A 20,509-nucleotide genomic window follows, 5' to 3' on the forward strand; every position below is an offset into this window, starting at 1 on the left:
GGGCGTGAAGCGGATACCGGTTCTGCTCGTCGCCGGATTTCTCGGCGCCGGCAAGACGACACTCCTCAACAACCTGCTGCGTACCCGTTCGGGGTTGCGAATCGGTGTGGTGGTCAACGACTTCGGGTCCGTGAACATCGATGCGATGCTGGTGGCCGGTCAGGTCGACGGAGCTGTCTCGCTGGGCAATGGCTGCATGTGCTGCACGATCGACGATGACGGACTCGATGCCACATTCGAGGTGTTGACGGCGCCGAAGGCGGGACTGGACCTGATCGTCGTCGAGGCCAGTGGCCTTGCGGAGCCGCGCAACCTGATCCGAATGGTCGTGGGCAGCACCAATTCTCGTGTTGAATACGGGGGTCTGGTGTATCTGGTGGACACCGCGAATCACGCCGGCACCCGTGCCCGGCATGCCCGGATCGATCAGCATCTGGCACTGGCCGACCTGATCGTGCTCAACAAGGTCGATCTGGCCGGCCCCGAAGTGATCGCGGTAGCACGCGAGGTGGCGCGTAGCTGCAATCCGACCGCCCCGATCATCGAGACACGCGACTCCGCAGTCGATGTGGTGTTGCTGACCGGTATGGAACCGCGCCAGGTATCCGACGACGGTCCGCGCCAGCTGGGTCTGGACGAGCTGCTGATCGAGGACGACGCTCATTGCGGCCATCTCCATCATGACTATCAGGCCGTCACCTTCACCGAGCCGGGCCCGATGGACCCGCGGGCGTTGGCGGCGTTCCTGGAACAACCACCGGCCGGAGTGTTCCGGATCAAAGGTTTCGTGCACTTCGATGTCGTGGGCCATCGGCGCAAATACCTCGTCCACACCGTCGGCAACTACGTCAGCGTGCACGCGCAGAAGTGGGAGCCGGGGGAGTCGCGGCGCACCGAACTGGTCATCATCGGCGCGGGCATCGATGAGGCACAAACGCTTTCGGGGCTCGGTGGATGCCGTGCCGCAGGCGATGTCGACGAGCAGTCGATGCTCGGCATCACCCGCTACCAGCGCTAGGCCCGGGCGCGGCAGGGTACCTGCCGATTGCGCGGCCGGTGGGCCCGCTGACCGAACGATTGCGCATCGCCTCGGTCACGACCCGGCATCGGTTTCCGGCGTATCCATCACCCATTTCCCAAAAGTCTCAAGGACTGGTTCACTGTTACGGAAGTGAAATTCGTGACTGGAGTTGCGGGGCTGTCGCCCGAGTCGAGTCCTGGCCGGACCCCCACCCGCAACCGAACGGTCCGAAGGTCGCGCCGGCCCTTTTCGGCGCACGCGAAAGGAACACCGTGACCATGAAGAACATGCGCGTCGCCGGGCTCACCACCTTGGCCCTCGCCGCTTCGCTGATCGCGATGCCTACGACGGCGTCAGCCGAGCCGACTCCTCCGCAAGGTGATTCGCTCGTCGGAAAGACGATCTTCATCGACCCCGGACATCAGGGTTCGTCGGCGGGGCAGGACCTGAACAAGCAGGTACCCGACGGCCGGGGCGGCACCAAGGCCTGCCAGACCACCGGCGCCACCAGCCCGAACGGCGTCGCCGAACACAAGGTCAACTGGGACATCTCCCAGCTCGTGAAGGCCGGCCTGGAAAGCCAGGGCGCCAAGGTGGTCCTGAGCCGACAGGACGACACCGGCTGGGGCGGGTGCATCGATGAGCGCATCAACGCCGCCAACGCCTCGAATGCCGACATGGCCGTCAATGTCCACGCCGACTCCACCTCGCCCGGAGTCGACGAGACCAAGAGTGGCTTCCACATCATCGTTCCGCAGCTCCCGCTTCCCGACGCGACGGTCCAGCAGGTGCAATCCGGCCCCGGGCTCAAGGCCGCCGGGCTGATGCGGGACGCGTTCAAGGATGCCGGGCTGGCCCCGGCGAACTACGCCGGTGCGCAGGACGGCCTGCAGACCAGGACGGACGTCGCCGCGGCCAACCTCACCAAGGTCCCGAACGTCTTCGTCGAGTTGGGCAATCTGTCCAATCCCGCCGATTCCGCGGCGCTGACCGGCCCCGATGGCCAGCTCAAGTACGCCATCGGCCTGATCGACGGAATGATCCGGTTCCTGTTGACCGGTGATGCAGCCACCGCGCCTGCCGCCCCGACCACTGCTGCGCCGACCACTGCTGCGCCGACCACTGCCGCCCCGGCCGCTCCCGCGCCGGGTGCCCCGGCACCGGCACCGGCCGCGCCCACGGCTGCGGCCCCCACGACTGCGGCGCCCGCCGCCACCACACCGGTCGCGCCGGCACCGGCCGCGCCGGCACCGACCACGGCGGCCCGGACCTCGGCAGCGCCGAGCACCCCGACCACGGCGCCCGCACCGAAGGCCGCGACGCCGACCGCCGCGGCGCCCAAGACCGCAGCGCCCAAGACTGCAACACCGACACGTACGGTCGCCCCCGGCATGGGACTGCCCAGCCAGCCGCTCGGTAGTGAGAACGGAACGACGGCACCGTCGACGTCGCCGGAGTCCGAAGGTATCGACCTGACCGGTCTGCAGTCGCTTCTACCGCTGATCAGCTCGCTGCTCGAAGCCGAGGATTCCGAGGGGATCGCAGGCTTGTTGGCCACGCAGGGCAATGATGTGGCATCCCAGGTCCTCGAGGCGATGCTCTCGGTCGTCTACGAGCTATTTGGCGGCAAACTACCTATCTGAGACCTCCCCTGACCCGTAGGGTTGAGGCATGAGTGTCAAAGATCTACTGGTGATGAAGCCTCCAGTGAAAGACCTGCGAGCCAAGCGGGTACTGATCACCGGTGCCGGCAGCGGGATCGGCAAGGCCACCGCGCTGGCATCGGCGAGGGCCGGCGCCGCACTGGTGCTCACCGACCTCAATGCGGACGGCCTCGACGAGACGGTGGCCCAGATCCGCAATACCGACGGCAAGGTCGTGTTCCACCGCGCCGGCGACGTCTCCGACTACGAGTGGGTCAAGCGGTTCGCCCAACAGGTCGACGCCGAGGTCGGTGTGATGGACGTCGTGATGAACATCGCGGGCGTATCAGCCTGGGGCACAGTGGAAAACCTCGAGCATCGGCACTGGAAGCAGATGGTCGACGTGAATCTGATGGGGCCCATCCACATCATCGAGTGTTTTGTGCCGCAGATCGTTCGGCGCGGCCGCGGGGGTCATCTGGTCAACGTGTCATCGGCGGCGGGCCTGTTGGCGCTGCCGTGGCACGCCGCCTACAGCGCCGGCAAGTTCGGGATCCGCGGCGTGTCCGAGGTACTTCGAATGGACTTGCGGCGGCACAAGATCGGCGTTTCGCTGGTCTGTCCGGGTGGCGTGGACACGCCGCTGGTCAACACCGTCGAGATCGCCGGGATCGACCGTGGCAACCCGGTGATCGCGAAGCAGATCGGACGCTTCCACAAGGTCGCGGTCACCCCGGAGAAGGCGGCAGAGGCCATTCTCAAGGGCATTCGCAAGAACCGGTTCATGGTGTACACGTCGTTCGACATCCGGTTCGGGTATTGGGTGTCCCGGAAGTTCGCGTGGCCCTATGAGATCGTGATGCGGATCGCGAACAACCAGTTCGATCACATTGCGCGGGTCAGTGCGCGGAGCCTCGAAGCGTCTGCCGCAGCGTCGGACTCAGGTGCTAGCTCTTCCACCAGTCGTCAAAAGGGGTGACCGGAACGGTGCGCTTGTGCGCCGAGCGCAGGAACAGTGTTTCGATGCGTTCGGCGACCTGCGCGTCGACCTCCATGCCCTCGAGATAGTCGTCTATCTGGCTGTACGTCACGCCGAGGACTTCTTCGTCGGGCAGTGCCGGACGGTCGTCCTCGAGGTCGGCGGTCGGGACCTTGATCGTGACCGACTCCGGGGCGCCGAGATGTCGAAGGATCTGTGCGCCTTGACGTTTCGTTAGACCGGTCAACGGTGTGACATCGACTCCACCGTCGCCGTACTTGGTGAAGAACCCACTGACCGCCTCGGCGGCGTGGTCGGTTCCGACCACCAGCAGGTTTTCCTGCCCGGCAACGGCGTACTGCAGGATCATGCGTTCGCGCGCCTTGATGTTGCCGCGCACCAGGTCCCGGAGCGGCTCGCCGAGTGTCTGCACGACCACCTCGGCGGTGGCGTCGGAGCCGGGCTTGACGTTGTAGACCTCTGAGCGGTCGGGGTCGATGAACTTGAGTGCGATCTGGGCGTCTTCCTCGTCGGCCTGCTCGCCGTAGGGGAGCCGCACCGCTACGAACGTCGCGTTGCCGCCCTCGGCACGGACGGATTCGGCCGCGAGCTGGCAGAGCCGCCCGGTCAGGCAGGAGTCTTGTCCGCCGCTGATGCCCAGCACAAAACCGTTGGTGCCGGTGCTCAGGAGGTACTGCTTGAGGAAGTCCACCCGCCGGTCCACCTCCTGCTGGGGATCGATGGTCGCGGAGACGTCGAGTTCGGCGATGATTCGCTCTTGCAGGCTGGCCATGCACAAATGGTAGTGGGACCGGTGCGGTTCCGGCACGCTGGAGCGGTGACCGCACGCGAATTCCGTAAACACCGATCCGATGCGCCTCGCGACTTCTTCGCTGCCGAGGCAGCGGGCCTGCGATGGCTTGCCGATGCCGGGGCCCAGGTGCCCGAGGTGCTCGATGTCGGGGTCGACCACATCACCTTGCGTCGGTTGACCACCGCGGCCCCGACTCGGCGACATGCTCAGGAGTTCGGTGCGGTGCTGGCCCGGGTGCACGGATGTGGTGCCGATCGGTTCGGTAGCCCGCCCGCCGGGTTCACCGGTCAGGTGTTCATCGGGAACCGGCCGATGCCCTCGGTTCCGACCGCCCGCTGGGGTCAGTTCTACGCCCGGCAGCGCGTTCTCGCCTTTGTCGATGATGCGGTGGCTGCCGGAAACCTCGACCGGGCGGACGAAACGGCCACCCGCGAGGCCTGCGAGCTCATCGCGTCCGGGGCGTTCGACGACGGGCAGCCGCCGGCCCGCATCCACGGTGACCTGTGGAACGGCAACGTGATGTGGACCCCCGAGGGCGTGGTGCTGATCGATCCCGCCGCCCATGGCGGGCACCGGGAGACAGATCTGGCGATGCTCGCGTTATTCGGCTGCCCCGCTCTCGATGCGATCATCGCGGGCTATGAAGAGGTATACCAACTCGTCGACGGGTGGCCAGAGCGCATCGCGTTGCACCAGCTGCATCCGCTGGCGGTACATGCGGTGGGACATGGTCCGGGCTATGGGGTCGAGCTCGGCCGGGCCGCGCGGCAGACGCTCGCACTGGCCCGATGACCTGAGAGGTCCCAGGCCTTGGCCACGCGTCAGCGCAGGTCGCGGTCGCGGATCCGCGGCGGCGGTGCGTAGATGATCTGCTCCGGGGCGCGGTAGGCCCGGGCTCCGGCCGGTGGCGGGGGCTGTCGATCGTCGTAGGGTGCCGCGCGACGCGTACGGGGTTCGGGGATCTCCGGTGCCGCACGCCGGCGCCGAGGTGGCGGACCACCGAGGTCGTCGCCACGTTCGGGCATCCGGGGTTCGGATGCGAGTGGGCGCGGATCGGTGGTGCGGACGGGAGGTCGGTGAGGCTGGTTCACGCGCGGTCGGGGTACTGCCGGGGGTACCGATCCGTCGCCGTCGAGCACTGCGGGGCGGGGTTGTGGCCGGGGCGCTTTCGTGGCGCCGGCGCGGGACTTGTCGGCCCGGGGGATGTCGCTGCGGGCCTTGTCGGTCGCCGTCTTTCCCGAGGCCTTCCGGGCTTGGTCTGCCGATCGTGGTGCCGCCTTGGCTGCGGTCTTCTTCGGCGACCTCGACGCGGAGGTCTTGCGGTCGCCGGTCTTGACGATCTTCCCGGCGTTCTTGGGATGGGTCAGCCAGATCCGTGCGGCGGCGATCGCCAACACGATGAAGAACGTCCATCCCATCAACGGGAACAGTTTCGCGACCGGCAACGCCACATTGAAGACAAGCTTCTTCAGGCCGGACTCGGAGGCCGACACCAGGAAGTAGAGCGTGATGACTGCCACACCGAACAAGACCAGTGGTGGCTGTGCCACCGCGGTGAACAGTGCGCGGCGGCGCACGGCGAGCACTGCCGCGATGCAGCCGATCATGTAGAGCGCCTTGAATGTGAAGCCGAGGGTCTCGTCGTCGCCTGCGACCACGATCACTGCTCCGACCGAGGTCAGGCCGACTGCCAGCAGCACAGCGCCCCACCATGGCACACCGGGTGCGGTGGGTAGTGCGGATTGCTCATCGAGGGGAACCCCCGAACGCGAGCGCGGCCCAGAAATCACATACCGACCGTACCGGTAAACCCTGAGAAATCCGGTACCGAACGCGTGTGACACTTCGGGTCAGTTCGCCGCCGGTTGCGTCGGGCCGGGACGCGAGGCCCCGGCTGCCCGGCCGGCCGCGGGGGCCGAAACCTCGGTGATCTTCAGCTTGGGTGAGCTGCTCAGGCGGCACGCGGAGGCGGTGATCCGGGTGACGCTCGCGCCGCTGCGGACGTGGGTCGATCGGGAGGCCGACTCCCGGCTGATGATCCGTTGCACACTGCCGGTGGTGGAGTTGATCGCCAGGGCGCCGCAACTTCCCCGGGGCACTGCGGGCGTGACCCGCGCTTCCGGGGCAGCGGTGCTGTCCGATCCGGCGTCGATGATGTGTGGTGCGGCCGGGCGGGCGGCCGACAGGCCCTGGTTGTAGGAGGTGCCCGATCGGCTGACCAGGACGGCGTCGTGGCCATCTCGCAGGGTGTCGCCGGAGGTGAACGCAAACACCGTGACCGCGGCCATCGTGAGGAGCCATCCTCCGACCACAATGTTGCCCATGCAGGTGCTGGCGGTGACATCGGACCGACGATCGTGGCTGACAGACATGTGAACGACTCCAGGGGTGAAGGGCAACTGGGATCAGGTTGTCCTGAGATGCTTGGAGGGGGCTTGAAATTCACTAGGAAAATCGGGTCGGCGCATCCAAATTGCTCAGTCGAGTGGCTTGAGGACGACGAATTCCGCAACGGAACGGGTCAACTGAGGCCGATTCCGGTACGCCGGGGCTGGGCGTCGATGGCCACCGGGGGTTCGAGTTCGTCGAGGTCGGAGAACGCGTCGAGGTCGGAGAGTTTGCGGGCGGTGACCGTGACCCGCGAATCGATGGTGCCGATGGCGCTGTTGTACGACTCCACTGCTTTGGTCAGTGATCCGCCGAGCTTGTCCATGTGCCGGGTCACCATGCCGATCCGCTGGTAGAGCTCTTTGCCGAGTTGATGGATCTGTTGGGCATCGCGGGTCAGCGCCTCGTGCCGCCAGCCGAGAGCAATCGTCCGCAGGAGCGCCACCAGGCTGGTGGGGGTGGCGATCACCACGTTGTTGGTGAAGCCGTAGTCGATCAGGTCGGGATCGGAGCGGCAGGCCATCTCGAGGATCGCCTCACCCGGGATGAAGAGCACCACGAACTCCGGTGAGGACTGCAGGGCTTCCCAGTACGCCTTGGACGAGAGTTGCTGGATATGGGTACGCAGCGCTTTGGCGTGTGCGCGGTAGGCCTGTGTGCGGAAGGCGGGATCACTGCTCTCGGCCGCTTCGAGATACGCCGAGAGGGGGACCTTCGCATCGATCACCACGTCGCGCCCACCCGCGAGATGCACCACCAGATCCGGCCGCACCTTCGACGAGTCCGAGGTGGTGCCGCTGACCTGTGTGGTGAAGTCGCAGTGGCGCTGCAACCCGGCCGCCTCGATCACCCGCTCGAGGTGGAGTTCGCCCCACCGTCCGCGGGCCTGTGGTGAGCGCATCGCGCCGGCCAGTTGCTGCGCTTGGTGTCCGAGGTGCTCGGACGTCTCCCGCATACCGCTGACCTGCTCGGTCAACCCCGCGTAGGCGGCGATCCGGTTGCGTTCGGTACGCCGCAGTTCCCCGGCCAGCGAATCGAGCGTCTCGCGCAGCGGGCCGACGATGTGGGAGACCTGCTGCCCGATGGCCCCCGATTGCCGGCGCGCGGCGTCTTCGCTGGCCGCCGACAGTGACCGGACCAGCAGGTCGTGGTTGGCGTGCGCGGCATCGGCCTCGGCGCGGGCGCGCGCCACCTCCGTCCCGGACTTGTTCGCGTGGACCAGCCATCCCAAGGCGAACCCGACTGCCAGTCCGACGATCAGCAGTACGACTGCGGTGATACTCATGGTGTTGATGGTGCATCAGAGGTCTGACACATCCGGTTGCGAGTGGTTCGGGACTGCAGATGTGGACAGGTTTTGGACGGATTTACGCGGCCGACGCCGTCACAACCGAGGACTTCGGGCGTGTGGTTCCTCGTGTGCCAACAGCCAGGACTTGATCGGCAGTCCGTAGCGGAAACCGCCGAGCGACCGGTCGGTGCGCAGCACGCGGTGACAGGGTACGAACAGCGCTGCCGCGTTCCGCGCGCAGGCACTGGCGGCGCCTCGGATCGCGGCCGGACGACCGCTGCGGGCGGCGTATTCGGTGTAACTGACCGGCGATCCGGCCGGGATCGTTCGCAGTACGTCCCAGGCGTGCTCGAGGAACTCGCCCGAGCGCTGCCGGACGGGAATGGTGTCGATGGCGGTCAGATCGCCCTGATGGTATCGCTCGGCGGCAGCGGTCACCGCGCCCAGATCAGGCTTGTGGACAAGCGTCAGTGGTCGAATCGACTTGTGTACCAAGGCATTGAGGTAGTCGGCGTCGTCAGACCATCCGGACGCCAGGACCTCGGCGTCGTCGTTGACGATCATCGTGAACGGGCCGGTGGGGGTCAGGATGGTGGACCAGGCTGCGGTGCTCATGAGACCTGCTTTCGTGATGGATCGGGTGCCGGACCGCCGGTGGGGGCAGACCCGAAGGATGGGGAGATGCGAGCGATGGCGTTGTGCCACAGATGCATCGACACATAAGAACGCCAGGGTGACCAGTGCCGGGTGTGGTCGAGACCGATACCTAGTTCGGCGGCCGACCGGCGGACCACCAGATCGGTGTGCAAGAGGATGTCGGGATCGTTCAGCAGGCGCATGGTGACGTAGTCGGCTGTCCAGGAGCCGATCCCGCGTTGCGCCAGTAACTGCATGCGCACGTCCGCGGCGGGCATCCCGGCGTGCATCACCAGGGCACCGTCGGCGATCTCGCGGGCCACGCCGCTCACGGCGGCGGTCCGTGCGGCGGGCCCGGTCAAGACCTCCCGGCCATGTTCGGCGATCGCAGAGGCGGTCGGGAACAGATGGGTGATGTCGCCGAGGGGATTCTCGAGGGGTTCGCCGAGGGCGGCCACGAGCTTCCCCGTATGGGTACGCGCGGCGGGCAACGAGATCTGCTGTCCGATCATGGTGCGAACCAACAGTTCTGTGGGATCGGTACTTCCGGGTACCCGGATGCCGCGCATGCGCTCGATCAGCGGGATCAGCGAGAGGTCGGTGCAGAGTGCCTCGTTGGCCGCGGCCACGTCGGCATCCAGATCGAGGAGTTGGCGGATCCGGTGGACCGCGACCCCGAGATCCCGCATGTCGTGCAGATGGATATCGGCCCGGACGTGGTCGGGGTTGATCTGCAATGCGACCACAGCGGGCCCGTGGGGCAGGGCCATCGATCGCCGGTAGAACTCACCGTCCCAGCTCTCGATGCCAGGGACTGCGTGCGCGGTCAGGAACCAGTGCAACCAGGGAGGTGAGAAGGGCTGCCGGACAGCAAGCCTGAGGGTCACCGCGGCGCCGGTGGCGCCTGCCTGCCGGGGAGCGCCCTTGGCTCGCAACTGGGTCGGCGTCTGGGCGAAAACCTCTCGGACGGTGTCGTTGAACTGGCGGATGCTGGCGAATCCGGCGGCGAAGGCGATGTCTGACATCGACATGGTCGTGCACTGGATCAGCATCCGCGCGGTCGTCGCGCGGTAGGCGCGTGCCAACGCGAGCGGCCCGGCGCCGATCTGTTCACCCAGCACCCGATTGAGCTGACGCGGCGAATAACCCAGATGGTCGGCCAGGCCGGTCACCCCGCTGCGGTCGACCAGGCCGTCCTCGATGAGGCGCATCGCGCGGGAGGCCAGATCCGAATTGACATTCCAGCGCGGCGACCCGGGTACCGCGTCGGGAAGGCAACGACGGCAGGCCCGGTAACCCTGTTGCTGAGCGACGGCCGCAGTCAGCACAAACGAGACGTTCGTCGGCTTGGGTGTGATGGCCGGACATGAGGGACGGCAGTAGATGCCGGTGGTCCGGACGGCGACGAAGAACTGGCCGTCGAATCGTGCGTCCCTGGCCTGGAGCGCACGAAAACACGCATCGAAATCGAGGTGCCTCGGATTCGTCGCGGTGTTAATGGGCATGAGACCACTGTCCCAGCCTTCGCGGCGCGAGACTAGCGGAAATCAGACGCCACGATGCGGGCGTGTGGAGCTGGGCGGCAACCACAAAATACCCTGTGGCCCAGGTCACACGAGGGCCCGATCCGAGTCTGGGACTTACGTTCCGGATTTGGACTCTTTCCGCAGGAAAACGGGGACAAATCAGGTATCAGCGTGCCAGGGTGGTCACATGTACGTAACACGATGGGGACGCAAAGAAGCGCCGTTGTCGCAATTCCCCGGTTGGGGCGTGGAGATCATGATGGGTCTCTACGGCGAACAGTCGGTGCGGTCGGCGATCGAAGCGGAAAAGGGCCTGTCGACACTGCCGGCGGCCACCGGCGAGATGTCCGATCAGGCCGAGGATCTGAGCGCGCGGACGCGCGATGACGCCGGCGTCGGCGGCAGGCTTCGCTGGCTGCAACGTCGCCGCGACTGAGGCAACTACCCGAACTTGATCGCGCCGCGTGTCGCACCCCGGCCTCCACGATCTCAAGGTTTGGCGGACAACTTGATTCGGCCGCGGCAGGTCGCCGTGCCGTTCGGGTCGGCGACATGTGACCATTTCAGTCATGGCGACAACACCGGCGGGGGATTCAGCCGCAAAGGGGCCCGGAAACGGGCAAGCTCGGGGCTCCGAGAATGGGAAAGACGTGGTGTCCGGTGCGCCGGATGCGACGAAGAAGAATCGCGGCAAGATCATCGGGGACGGTGGCCATTGGCTGGCCAAACACAGCCTCCGTCTGATCCTGATCGCCGGCGGCGCCTGGGTGCTGGCCTGGATCATCGGCGAGGCCTGGGTCGTCTTGTTGCCGACGGTGCTGGCGATCATCGTCTGCACGGTCCTGTGGCCACCGGTTCGCTGGCTCCGGAAGAGGGGCGTCGGCCCGGCGACATCTTCGCTGCTGGTGTTGTTACTGGCCATCGGGGTGGTGGCAGGCGTCATCAGCGCGATCGCACCCTCGATCGTCGATCAGTCCGGTGATCTCGCGTCGCAGGCCATCGACGGCGTCGAGGAGATCGAGGAATGGTTGCAGGGCCCACCGTTCCGGGTCAGTGACGAGCAGTTGAACACGGCGGTCGACGCGATCACCGACCGGATCCAACAGTCCAGCACCACGATCGCCTCGGGCGTCTTCACCGGTGTCACCACCGCGACGTCCGTGCTCATCACGTTGTTCACGGTCCTGTTCCTGACGTTCTTCTTCCTCAAGGACGGACCGAAGTTCCTGCCGTGGTTGCGCCGGACCAGTGGCGCACCGGCGTCCGAGCACCTTGCCGAGGTGCTCTCCCGGATCTGGTCGACCCTGGGTGGCTTCATCCGGACCCAGGCGCTGGTGAGCTTGATCGATGCCGTGCTGATCGGCGCGGGTCTGGTGATCCTCGGCGTGCCCTTGGCGTACGCGCTGGCGATCATCACGTTCTTCGGTGGCTTTATCCCGATCGTCGGCGCCTTCGTCGCCGGTGCCCTCGCGGTGCTGGTGGCGCTGGTCGGCAACGGACCTTGGACCGCGCTGATCGTGCTGGGCATCATCGTGGCGGTGCAGCAGCTCGAGGGCAATGTGCTCCAGCCGTGGTTGCAGTCGAAGTCGATGAACCTGCACGCGGCCATCGTGTTGTTGTCCGTGACGGCAGGTGGCACGCTCTTCGGCATCATCGGCGCGTTCCTGGCGGTCCCGGTGGCTGCTGTGGTGGCCGTCGTGTTGCGGTACGTGAACGAACAGATCGGGATCCGGGCGGGCGAAACGGTGGTCGCCAACGGCAAAGACGCCAAGCTGGTGCTTCCCGACGACAACAACGGCGAGATCGAACCCGAGGGGCGCTAGCGGCGTCGACCAGCGGTCCCTGATCGGGCCGCTGGTCGTACGGCCCGCGGGTGACTTGCGGCGGCAAACTAGACTGGCTGCTCGTGAGCCTTACCCTCGGAATCGTCGGATTGCCCAACGTCGGCAAATCCACCCTGTTCAATGCGCTGACCAACAACGATGTGCTGGCCGCGAACTACCCGTTCGCCACCATCGAGCCCAACGTCGGTGTGGTTGAGCTGCCCGATTCGCGGCTGAACCGTCTGGCCGAGATCTTCTCGAGCGAGAAGATCCTGCCTGCGACGGTGTCGTTCGTCGACATCGCCGGCATCGTCAAGGGTGCGTCCGAGGGTGAAGGGATGGGCAACCAGTTCCTGGCCAACATTCGTGAGGCCGACGCCATCTGTCAGGTGGTCCGGGTGTTCTCCGACGACGACGTGGTGCACGTCGACGGTCGCGTCGACCCGGTTTCCGACATCGAGGTGATCGAGACCGAGCTCATTCTCGCCGACATGCAGACGCTGGAGAAGGCGCTGCCGCGGCTCGAGAAGGAGTCTCGGAAGAACAAGGAGCTCGTCGAGGTCCTCAACGCAGCTCAGGAAGCCCAGAAAGTCCTCAACGAGGGCAAGACGCTGTTCTCGCAGAAGGACAAGCTGGACTTCGCGAAGCTGCGTGAGCTGCACCTGATGACCACCAAGCCGTTCTTGTACGTGTTCAACGCCGACGAGTCCGTGCTGACCGATCCGGAGCGCATTGCGAAGCTCAAAGAGCTCGTGGCACCGGCAGATGCGGTGTTCCTCGACGCCAAGGTGGAGAGCGAACTGCTCGAACTCGACGCCGAGGACGCCAAGGAACTGCTCGACTCGATCGGCCAGGACGAGCCTGGCCTGCATGCGCTGGCCCGCGCCGGATTCCACACCCTGGGTCTGCAGACCTACCTGACCGCCGGACCGAAAGAGTCCCGCGCCTGGACGATCCACAAGGGCGACACCGCACCTCAGGCCGCCGGTGTCATCCACACCGACTTCCAGAAGGGCTTCATCAAGGCCGAGATCGTCTCGTTCGACGACCTCGACGCCGCCGGTTCGATGGCTGCTGCCAAGGCTGCGGGCAAGGTGCGGATGGAAGGCAAGGATTACGTGATGGCCGACGGAGACGTGGTCGAGTTCCGCTTCAATGTCTGACGTTCTTCCTCCGTGTCCGGCGTGTGCGAGTGAGTTCGCGTACGAGTCGGGCGCGTTGCTGGTCTGCTCGATGTGTGGTCACGAGTGGGCGCCCGGTGCGGGCGACGACGCCGAGTCCAGGCCCGTCGTCACCGATGCGGTGGGGAACGTTCTCGCCGATGGCGACACCGTGACCATCGTCAAGAGCCTGAAGGTCAAAGGTGCCGGTGGTGGGGTCGTCAAGATCGGCACCAAGGTGCGCGGTATCCGGCTGATCTCCGACGGTGTGGGCGATCACGACATCGACGCGAAGGTCCCGGACTTCGGTCAGATGCAGTTGAAGTCGAGTGTGGTGAAGAAGGTTCTCTGACGGGAGCTTTCCGTTACCGTGGCCCCATGAGTGACGATTGGCGGGAATCCCGGGTCGGTGAGGTGCGGTCGTTGATCAGGCAGGCCGAGCCGGACATCGTCGAAGAAGCGAAGTGGCGTAAGGCCGCCAATCCCGATGGCGTGCCGACGTTTTCGCTCGACGGTCTCATCTGCACACTCGAGACCTATAAAGACAAGATCAAGGTGACCTTTGCCAAAGGCGCCTCCCTGCCGGACCCGGCGAAGCTGTTCAACGCGAGTCTCGATGCGGGTGTCCGGCGTGCGATCGACATCGGTGAGGCGGATGCACTCGACGCCGACGCCTTCGTGGCGTTGGTCCGGTCCGCCGTCGCCCTGAACCGGGGATAGCCAGAGGCGCGAGCGTGTTCAGCGCTCCGGCACCGGTGCTTCGCTCAACGTCCGACGCGTGATGAACTGTCGTGGCTCTCCCGACAGCGGATCGGTGAATTCCAGTTCCCGCGCGAGTAATTGGAGCGGGAGGGCATGATCATCCGGCTCTTCGGTGAGTAGCTCCGGATACCAGGTGTCGCCGAGGATCCCGATGCCGAGTGCTGACAGATGCGCTCGCAACTGGTGTTTGCGGCCGGTGTGCGGACGCAGGATCGTGTGCAACACGCTACGTCCGGAGGCGCTGACGCCGTGGCCCCGCACCTCGACCACCGTCTCGGAATTGGCCTCGATGAGGTCGTCGACGCGCACCCGCAATTCGCCGCGCCGGGCCGCGATGTGGTTGCGGTAGACCACAGGGAAGGGGCGACCGCCAACTGTCGGTGCATCCGCGTTCCACCCCGGCGGCTGCGCCGACACGGCCTCGTAGACCTTGGTGACACGCCGCTTCTCGAAGAGCGACTGGTAGGCGCCGCGGGTGGCGGGTCGGGCCGAGAACATCAGCAGACCGGCTGTTGCGCGGTCGAGGCGATGGATCGGTGTCAGATCGGGATTGTCGAGGCGGGTCCGCAGCCGGACCAGCGCAGACTCCCGTAGATACCGCCCACCCGGGGTGGTCGGGAGGAAATGCGGTTTGTCGATCACCACGAGATCGTCGTCGACGTACAGGACTTCTTCGGCGAACGGGATCGGATCTTCAGCGGGTAGTTCGCGGTAGTACCAGACGAACGGGTCTACGCCGCCCAGGACGGTGCCACGACTGATCGGACTGCCGTCGGTACCCACGATCTCGCCGTCATCGAACCGCCGATAGAGGACGTCTGCGTCCAGGTGATCGAACGTCGCGACCATGTACTCGGCGACCGTCGCCCACGGCCCGGACGTGGGGATACGTAGCCTCGTCGGTCCGACGCCGTCCTTGACGGGGAGCGGTGCGGGCATCGGCATGGGTGCCATCATCGCACCGACCTCCGCAGCAGGCCCGGGGACGTGGGTCTGCTGCGGTCGTCGCCGCTTGAAGGCATCACCTGCTGGGCAGGATGCCGGACTCCCGATAGCGGCTGACCTTGTCGGCAAAGCTCTCTACCGTGGAACGGAAGCCGAGGAACCCGGCCTGTTTGCTCTTGTTCATGTCTGTCAGGCACTCGATGTCGCGACCGAGGTCACTGTCTGTATGCCACCACGACGCGAGCCGTCCCACGTCCGGCTCGGCAAGACCGTACCGCTGCGCGATCTTTGCCCACATCTGCGGCGCGTCGCCCATTCTGTCGTCGAGCGGTCGCGGCGACTGTTCGAACCCGACGGGCTCCACCCCGAACATCTCGGCCACCTGAGGCCACAGCCAGCGCCACCGGAACACGTCGCCGTTGGCGATGTTGAAGGCCTCGTCCTTACCGTTGGGATTTGTTGCAGCCCAGAGCATTTGTTCACCCAGGAGGTCCGCGTCAGTCACATCGGTCAACCCGTCCCACTGCGTTTTCGAACCGGGGAACACGAACGGGGCCCCGGTTTCGCGGCAGATCTCGGCGTACACGGACAGGGTCAGCACCATGTTCATGGCGTTGCCAACGGCATAGCCGAAGACGGTGTGGGCCCGGTGCACACTCCAGCCGAAGCCGTATCGTTCGGCGGCTGCAAAGAGCTCGTCTTCCTGGGCGTAGTAGAAGTTCGGAGTGTCCAGCCGCGGCTCGTACTCGTGAAAAGGCGTGTCGGCCATGACGCCGGTTGCATAGTCGTCGAACGATCCGAGGTAGTGCTTGAGTCCGGTCAGGAGTGCAACGTGCCGTACCGAGCCCTTGTCTCCCAGCACACCCAGCACGTTGCGAACCGTGGCGCTGTTGACCTCGATGTTCTTTTCCTCGGAGTCCTGCTTCATCCACGCTGTGAGGAAGACGATGTCGGGTCTGACATCGGCCAGCGCCTCCGCCAGTGATCCGGGATCAAGGAGATCCGCGGCCACCGGGATGACACCATCCACCGGGTTACGCGATCCCCGCGCCAAACCGTAAGTTGTCCAGCCATTGTCAACGAGCTGAGCGCTGATGGTCTGCCCGGCGATTCCGGTTGCGCCTACGACGAGGGCAACACCGGGCGTGCTGTTAGAAGTCATTTGATCGATCCAATCCGAGATCTGCCGCCCACGAGGACCGACCCACTCGACGAACATTGAACTCGACGTTGTCGGATGCGGTTTTACGCGTCTGGCTCACTGCGGAACCCGTAGACGAGCATTTAAGGCGTGCTGGCTGAGAAGATCCCAACAGATCCACTGTACATGCGAACGCGCCGGTGATCTGGCACACATGGCACACCGGTATTCGGAGCCACTTCTACTTCGCCGCAACAGATTTGGGGATAGTGCCGAAACCATCTCCAGAATTCGCTCCAGTCGCCCGCAGGTGTTCCTGGTGCATCTGGAGCGTCTGAACCCAAGCGGAGCGGATGGCCCCCGGAATGAACGCGGTCGAGAAAAGAATGTGCGTATGGTGTTGGGGGAGAGGGGGATTGGTTCTGCGCCGCGGCTCCCGGGGGAGCCGCGGCGCAGTGTTGGTCGCTCTAGGCGGTGACGGCTGTTTTCGGAGTGCTCGCGTCCTCGGTCTTGTCCCAGCGGTCGTCTCCGTCGTCGACCATGGACAACTCGTCGAAGGGATCCTTGCCGGCGAGAACATTGTTGACCTTGTCCATGTCGACAGTCTTCGTCCAGGAGCCGACGAGCATCGTTGCGACGGCATTGCCGGAGAAGTTGGTGACCGCACGGGCCTCGGACATGAACCGGTCGATGCCGACGATCAGACCCACCCCGTCGAGGAGTTCGGGACGGTGGCTCTGCAGGCCACCGGCGAGGGTGGCCAGTCCGGCGCCACTGACCCCGGCTGCGCCCTTGGAGGCGACGATCATGAACACCAGCAGCGAGATCTGCTCACCGAGGGCGAGTGGGTCACCCATCGCTTCGGCGACGAACAGCGATGCCATCGTCAGGTAGATCGCGGTGCCGTCGAGGTTGAACGAGTATCCGGTCGGGACAACCACACCGACGGTGGTGCGCTGGACACCCAGATGTTCCATCTTGGCGATCAACCGCGGCAGGGCCGACTCGGACGACGAGGTGGCGAAGATCAACAGGTACTCGCGGGCCAGGTAACGCACCAGCTGGAAGATCGAGACGCCGGACACCAGGCGCAGCAGCAGACCGAGGATCACGAAGACGAAGATCGCGCAGGTCACGTAGAAGCCGAGCATCAGGGTCAGCAGTTCGGTGATGGCGCTCCAACCGGTCTGGCCGACCACATTGGCGATGGCACCGAATGCGCCGATCGGGGCGAGCCACAGGATCATGCCGAGAACCTTGAACACGACCTTCTGGATCAGCTCGATCGCCCGCAGGATCGGGTCACCGCTCTTGGTGGGGAGAGCCTGGATGGCGAAGCCGACCAGCAGAGCGATGAAGAGGGTCTGCAGGACGCTGCCCTCGGTCAGTGCCGACAGCATCGAGGTCGGGATGATCGACTGGAGGAAGTCCATCGTGCCGCCGGCTTCGTGGGCCTTGTCGGCGAGTTCTGCGCCGGTGCCCATCTTGGACGGATCGATCGTGAGCCCGCTGCCGGGGCTGAGCAGATTGCCCACCACGAGCCCGATGGCCAGCGCCACCGTCGACATCAGAAGGAAGTAACCGAACGCCAGGCCGCCCACTTTGCCGACCGTTGCGGCCGCCCGCACCGAGCCGATGCCCAGGACGATGGTGCAGAAGATGACCGGGCTGATCATCATCTTGATCAGGCTCACGAACATGGTGCCCAGAACACCGAGGTCCTCGCCCACACCGGGAGCGACGAGTCCGACGATCACACCGGCGAACACCGCGACGATCACCGCGATGTACAACCAATGTGTCCGGTCACGCCGCTTGGGAGCCGGTGGCTGCTCTTGTGTCGGACGGTCTTCTGTCGTTGTCATGATCGACTTCCTTTGTGAAGAAGTGAGGAACGGGTCTGAAAGAATGGTGTTCGCCAAAGTGAGCGAGGTCACTATTAAGTTCATTTCGTTCAGGCGGAGAGGTCGATGACGAGATTGGTGCCACGCTCCCTGGCAGGTCAGGCCATTGTGTTGCAACTCGTGGTGGTCGCGGTGATCGTGCTCGCGGGGAGTGCACTGGCTTTCCTCGACGCCCGCCGTGACAGTGACTCGGCAGCGCGCCAGCAGGTCCTCGGTATCGCCAGTACCCTGGCGCAGTCGTCCTCGACGGCATCAGCCATCGAATCCGGTACCGCGGCGCAGATCCTGCAACCGGTGACCGAGCGCATTCGCGAGGACACCGGGATCGAGTTCATCACGATCATGGCGCCCGATCGGACCCGCTTCACCCACACCAACCCAGCCCTTATCGGCCAGGACTACCTGGGCACCATCGAACCGGCACTGGAAGGCCGAACCTTCACCGAGGTCTACACCGGGACCCTCGGGCCCTCCGTCAGGGCGGTGGCCCCGGTCCGTTCGTCATCGGGGGAAATCATCGGCCTGGTGTCGGCGGGTATCACCCAACAAACCCTCGGGCAGCGCTGGCGGGACGAGCTTCCGCAGATCATCCTGGTCGCGCTCGCCGCATTGGGGGTGTCACTGATCGGGATCTGGGCGATCGGGCGACGGTTGCTCCGGCAGACCCACGGCCTCGGACCGACCGAACTCCAAGTGATGTACGAGCACCACGACGCGATCCTGCACTCGGTCTCGGAGGGACTGATCGTGCTCGACCGGCGTGGTGTCGCGTTGGTGAACGACGAGGCCCGGCGCCTGCTGGCACTACCGTCGGGCGAGATCGACACAGAGTCCCTGCCGCTGTTCCTGCGCTCCTACTCTCCCGGTGCGCGCGATGAGGTTCATGTCACCGGCGACCGGGTGCTCGTGGTGAACCGTTCCCACGTACCCGGTGAGCGGTCTCCCGACACCGAGGTCGTGACCATCCGGGACCGCACCGAATTACAGGGTGCGCTGGGTGAACTCGACTCGATGAAGGTGTTTGCCGAATCGCTGCGCTCCCAGGCCCACGAATCCGCGAACCGATTGCACACCATCGTGACGCTCGTCGAGATGGGGCGCGGCGATGAGGCCGTGAAGTTCGCAACCACCGAGTTGGAACTGTCCCAACGTCTCGTCGACCGCCTGTCCGGAGCCGTCGGCGACCCTGCTCTCGCGGCGCTGTTGCTCGGCAAGAGCGCCCAGGCCGACGAACGTGGCATCGGCCTGACCGTCACCGACGACACCGAATTGTCCTCGAATACAGAGGAAGTGCCGCTGTCAGGCCTGGAACTGGTCACCGTCGTCGGAAATTTGATCGACAACGCTCTCGACGCCTGCGACCGCGAGGACCCGTGGGTGGAGGTCACGGTACGACTGGACGGGGACGACTTGCTGATCCAGGTCGCCGACAGCGGCCCCGGGATGGACCCTGCGGAGTTCTCCAGAGCGACGGCGCGCGGCTATTCGACGAAGGCCGGGAGTGAGCACGGGCGGCGTGGTCTGGGTCTGGCGCTGGTCGCCCAGGTCGTCGCTCGACACCACGGCAGACTCACCGCGGAGATGACATACGGTTCGGTGGTGACGGTGCGCATCGGCAAGGAGTCGCGATGATCAACGTGCTCATCGTCGAAGACGAACCATTGATCGCCGAGGCTCATAGCGCCTATCTAGGGAGAATCCCCGGATTCACCGCGGCTGCGCAGGTCCATACAGCCCGGGAGGCAATGCATGCCGCCGTCGCGGCAGCGGCCAGTGGAGCCCCGATCGACCTGGTGCTGCTCGACATCGGCTTGCCCGACGCGACCGGCATCGATCTCGCGTCTGCGTTGTCGGGCCTGCGCCCAGCGCCCGACATCATCGCGATCACGTCGGAACGCGACCTGGAGATCGTGCGCGCCGCGGTCGCCAATGGGGCGCTGGCATATCTGCTGAAGCCGTTCACCTTCGCGGCGTTTCGCGATCGACTCGAGCGCTACCGGCGGTACCGCGAGGCTCTGCCTGCCGGTACCGACGCCGCCAGCCAAGCCGAGGTGGACCGGGCCTTCGCCGAATTGCGCACGGGCCCAGACCGGTCCGCCGCGCGGAAGGGCGCTGCGCCGGGTACCACCGACCAGATTGCAAAAGTTGTCCGCGACACCGTCGGCGGCATCACTGCCTCCGACGCGGCCAAGAGTGTGGGGGTATCGCGGGTGACGGCATGGCGTTACCTCGAGAGGCTGGCTGAAGAAGGAACGTTGGTGCGCCACACCGATTATGGCAACGCCGGGCGGCCGAAGATCCGGTATCAGTGGCGTCGTTGATCCGGTGATCTGAACTGGCGGTAGTTCGAGTTGCTTCGGAAAACTATCTAAATACGTTGGCGATCAGCGGGTTTCACCGACCAATTCCTTGCGAACATGCGTTCGAGCCGGTACGGTGGAGTCAATCGGCCACACGCATCATGTATCTGACGCCT

At 65.4% G+C, this 20,509-nt stretch carries 20 protein-coding genes; 11 read left to right on the top strand and 9 right to left on the bottom strand.

What is annotated here, in order from left to right:
• The first annotated feature begins 4 nt into the window (after nt 1-4).
• From AC51GT_RS00680 to AC51GT_RS00690, 3 genes are all read left to right on the top strand, one after another.
• Nucleotides 5-1,018 (top strand): CobW family GTP-binding protein, encoded by a 1,014-nt coding sequence (locus AC51GT_RS00680; RefSeq protein WP_496323466.1) that lies wholly within the window; start codon nt 5-7, stop codon nt 1,016-1,018.
• Between the two features lie 281 nt (nt 1,019-1,299).
• Nucleotides 1,300-2,664, top strand: coding sequence for an N-acetylmuramoyl-L-alanine amidase family protein (locus tag AC51GT_RS00685; protein ID WP_496327989.1), 1,365 nt, complete (start codon nt 1,300-1,302; stop codon nt 2,662-2,664).
• 28 nt (nt 2,665-2,692) lie between these two features.
• Nucleotides 2,693-3,643, top strand: coding sequence for an SDR family oxidoreductase (locus AC51GT_RS00690; protein ID WP_496327548.1), 951 nt, complete (start codon nt 2,693-2,695; stop codon nt 3,641-3,643).
• Here the strand turns inward: AC51GT_RS00690 and nadE are convergent.
• Nucleotides 3,612-4,436, bottom strand: a complete 825-nt coding sequence (nadE, locus tag AC51GT_RS00695; RefSeq protein WP_496323468.1) for an NAD(+) synthase — start codon at nt 4,434-4,436, stop codon at nt 3,612-3,614. The two genes, AC51GT_RS00690 and nadE, sit on opposite strands and share 32 nt — an antisense overlap.
• A 6-nt stretch (nt 4,437-4,442) precedes the next feature.
• Here nadE and AC51GT_RS00700 point away from each other — a divergent pair, with 6 nt between their 5' ends.
• The gene (locus tag AC51GT_RS00700; RefSeq protein WP_496327549.1) at nt 4,443-5,249 is read left to right on the top strand and encodes a fructosamine kinase family protein; all 807 of its coding nucleotides are present in this window, start codon (nt 4,443-4,445) and stop codon (nt 5,247-5,249) included.
• A gap of 29 nt (nt 5,250-5,278) precedes the next feature.
• Here AC51GT_RS00700 and AC51GT_RS00705 read toward each other — a convergent pair whose 3' ends face one another.
• The 5 genes from AC51GT_RS00705 to AC51GT_RS00725 form a co-directional block, all read right to left on the bottom strand.
• Nucleotides 5,279-6,247 carry a DUF6542 domain-containing protein gene (locus AC51GT_RS00705; RefSeq protein WP_496327550.1) on the bottom strand — a complete coding sequence of 323 codons (969 nt, stop codon included), beginning with the start codon at nt 6,245-6,247 and terminating at the stop codon, nt 5,279-5,281.
• 60 nt (nt 6,248-6,307) lie between these two features.
• A complete protein-coding gene (locus AC51GT_RS00710; RefSeq protein ID WP_496327551.1) occupies nt 6,308-6,829 on the bottom strand; it encodes a hypothetical protein in 522 nt (173 codons plus the stop codon).
• 149 nt (nt 6,830-6,978) lie between these two features.
• Complete coding sequence (locus AC51GT_RS00715) at nt 6,979-8,130, bottom strand: DNA recombination protein RmuC (RefSeq protein WP_496327552.1); 1,152 nt, start codon at nt 8,128-8,130, stop codon at nt 6,979-6,981.
• 99 nt (nt 8,131-8,229) lie between these two features.
• Nucleotides 8,230-8,751: a methylated-DNA--[protein]-cysteine S-methyltransferase gene (locus AC51GT_RS00720; protein WP_496327553.1), complete on the bottom strand. Its 522-nt coding sequence runs from the start codon at nt 8,749-8,751 to the stop codon at nt 8,230-8,232.
• Nucleotides 8,748-10,277, bottom strand: coding sequence for a DNA-3-methyladenine glycosylase 2 family protein (locus AC51GT_RS00725; RefSeq protein ID WP_496327554.1), 1,530 nt, complete (start codon nt 10,275-10,277; stop codon nt 8,748-8,750). The genes AC51GT_RS00720 and AC51GT_RS00725 overlap by 4 nt, the downstream gene beginning before the upstream one ends.
• A 208-nt stretch (nt 10,278-10,485) precedes the next feature.
• Between AC51GT_RS00725 and AC51GT_RS00730 the strand changes: the two genes are divergently transcribed.
• From AC51GT_RS00730 to AC51GT_RS00750, 5 genes are all read left to right on the top strand, one after another.
• Entirely contained in the window at nt 10,486-10,734 is a 249-nt protein-coding gene (locus AC51GT_RS00730; protein ID WP_496327555.1) for a hypothetical protein, read from the top strand.
• A gap of 133 nt (nt 10,735-10,867) precedes the next feature.
• Nucleotides 10,868-12,121: an AI-2E family transporter gene (locus AC51GT_RS00735; protein ID WP_496323476.1), complete on the top strand. Its 1,254-nt coding sequence runs from the start codon at nt 10,868-10,870 to the stop codon at nt 12,119-12,121.
• 83 nt (nt 12,122-12,204) lie between these two features.
• Nucleotides 12,205-13,284 (top strand): redox-regulated ATPase YchF, encoded by a 1,080-nt coding sequence (ychF, locus tag AC51GT_RS00740; RefSeq protein WP_496327556.1) that lies wholly within the window; start codon nt 12,205-12,207, stop codon nt 13,282-13,284.
• Complete coding sequence (locus AC51GT_RS00745; protein WP_496327557.1) at nt 13,277-13,633, top strand: zinc ribbon domain-containing protein YjdM; 357 nt, start codon at nt 13,277-13,279, stop codon at nt 13,631-13,633. Before ychF ends, AC51GT_RS00745 begins: the two co-directional genes overlap by 8 nt.
• Before the next feature lie 26 nt (nt 13,634-13,659).
• A complete protein-coding gene (locus AC51GT_RS00750; RefSeq protein WP_496323479.1) occupies nt 13,660-14,001 on the top strand; it encodes a DUF1801 domain-containing protein in 342 nt (113 codons plus the stop codon).
• Nucleotides 14,002-14,019: 18 nt separating this feature from the next.
• Here AC51GT_RS00750 and AC51GT_RS00755 read toward each other — a convergent pair whose 3' ends face one another.
• From AC51GT_RS00755 to AC51GT_RS00765, 3 genes are all read right to left on the bottom strand, one after another.
• A complete protein-coding gene (locus AC51GT_RS00755; RefSeq protein ID WP_496327558.1) occupies nt 14,020-15,000 on the bottom strand; it encodes a pseudouridine synthase in 981 nt (326 codons plus the stop codon).
• Between the two features lie 64 nt (nt 15,001-15,064).
• Nucleotides 15,065-16,150 (bottom strand): SDR family oxidoreductase, encoded by a 1,086-nt coding sequence (locus AC51GT_RS00760; protein WP_496327559.1) that lies wholly within the window; start codon nt 16,148-16,150, stop codon nt 15,065-15,067.
• Between the two features lie 446 nt (nt 16,151-16,596).
• On the bottom strand, nt 16,597-17,994 hold the full coding sequence (locus AC51GT_RS00765) for a cation:dicarboxylate symporter family transporter (protein ID WP_496327560.1): 1,398 nt from the start codon (nt 17,992-17,994) through the stop codon (nt 16,597-16,599).
• Nucleotides 17,995-18,099: 105 nt separating this feature from the next.
• On the opposite strand from AC51GT_RS00765, the gene AC51GT_RS00770 reads away from it, so the two are divergent.
• Nucleotides 18,100-19,665: a sensor histidine kinase gene (locus tag AC51GT_RS00770; protein WP_496323483.1), complete on the top strand. Its 1,566-nt coding sequence runs from the start codon at nt 18,100-18,102 to the stop codon at nt 19,663-19,665.
• A complete protein-coding gene (locus tag AC51GT_RS00775; RefSeq protein WP_496327561.1) occupies nt 19,662-20,354 on the top strand; it encodes a response regulator in 693 nt (230 codons plus the stop codon). The genes AC51GT_RS00770 and AC51GT_RS00775 overlap by 4 nt, the downstream gene beginning before the upstream one ends.
• Nucleotides 20,355-20,509: the final 155 nt, after the last annotated feature.

It is taken from the genome of Williamsia sp. z34 (assembly GCF_059553395.1).

What these genes read in the sequence shown, in the direction of transcription:
- AC51GT_RS00685 (WP_496327989.1), top strand. Translation starts at nt 1,300, where the DNA reads ATGAAGAACATGCGCGTCGCCGGGCTCACCACCTTGGCCCTCGCCGCT.
- AC51GT_RS00690 (WP_496327548.1), top strand. Translation starts at nt 2,693, where the DNA reads ATGAGTGTCAAAGATCTACTGGTGATGAAGCCTCCAGTGAAAGACCTG.
- nadE (WP_496323468.1), bottom strand. Translation starts at nt 4,436, where the DNA reads ATGGCCAGCCTGCAAGAGCGAATCATCGCCGAACTCGACGTCTCCGCG.
- AC51GT_RS00700 (WP_496327549.1), top strand. Translation starts at nt 4,443, where the DNA reads ATGGTAGTGGGACCGGTGCGGTTCCGGCACGCTGGAGCGGTGACCGCA.
- AC51GT_RS00710 (WP_496327551.1), bottom strand. Translation starts at nt 6,829, where the DNA reads ATGTCTGTCAGCCACGATCGTCGGTCCGATGTCACCGCCAGCACCTGC.
- AC51GT_RS00715 (WP_496327552.1), bottom strand. Translation starts at nt 8,130, where the DNA reads ATGAGTATCACCGCAGTCGTACTGCTGATCGTCGGACTGGCAGTCGGG.
- AC51GT_RS00720 (WP_496327553.1), bottom strand. Translation starts at nt 8,751, where the DNA reads ATGAGCACCGCAGCCTGGTCCACCATCCTGACCCCCACCGGCCCGTTC.
- AC51GT_RS00725 (WP_496327554.1), bottom strand. Translation starts at nt 10,277, where the DNA reads ATGCCCATTAACACCGCGACGAATCCGAGGCACCTCGATTTCGATGCG.
- AC51GT_RS00730 (WP_496327555.1), top strand. Translation starts at nt 10,486, where the DNA reads ATGTACGTAACACGATGGGGACGCAAAGAAGCGCCGTTGTCGCAATTC.
- AC51GT_RS00735 (WP_496323476.1), top strand. Translation starts at nt 10,868, where the DNA reads ATGGCGACAACACCGGCGGGGGATTCAGCCGCAAAGGGGCCCGGAAAC.
- AC51GT_RS00745 (WP_496327557.1), top strand. Translation starts at nt 13,277, where the DNA reads ATGTCTGACGTTCTTCCTCCGTGTCCGGCGTGTGCGAGTGAGTTCGCG.
- AC51GT_RS00750 (WP_496323479.1), top strand. Translation starts at nt 13,660, where the DNA reads ATGAGTGACGATTGGCGGGAATCCCGGGTCGGTGAGGTGCGGTCGTTG.
- AC51GT_RS00755 (WP_496327558.1), bottom strand. Translation starts at nt 15,000, where the DNA reads ATGATGGCACCCATGCCGATGCCCGCACCGCTCCCCGTCAAGGACGGC.
- AC51GT_RS00760 (WP_496327559.1), bottom strand. Translation starts at nt 16,150, where the DNA reads ATGACTTCTAACAGCACGCCCGGTGTTGCCCTCGTCGTAGGCGCAACC.
- AC51GT_RS00765 (WP_496327560.1), bottom strand. Translation starts at nt 17,994, where the DNA reads ATGACAACGACAGAAGACCGTCCGACACAAGAGCAGCCACCGGCTCCC.
- AC51GT_RS00770 (WP_496323483.1), top strand. Translation starts at nt 18,100, where the DNA reads ATGACGAGATTGGTGCCACGCTCCCTGGCAGGTCAGGCCATTGTGTTG.
- AC51GT_RS00775 (WP_496327561.1), top strand. Translation starts at nt 19,662, where the DNA reads ATGATCAACGTGCTCATCGTCGAAGACGAACCATTGATCGCCGAGGCT.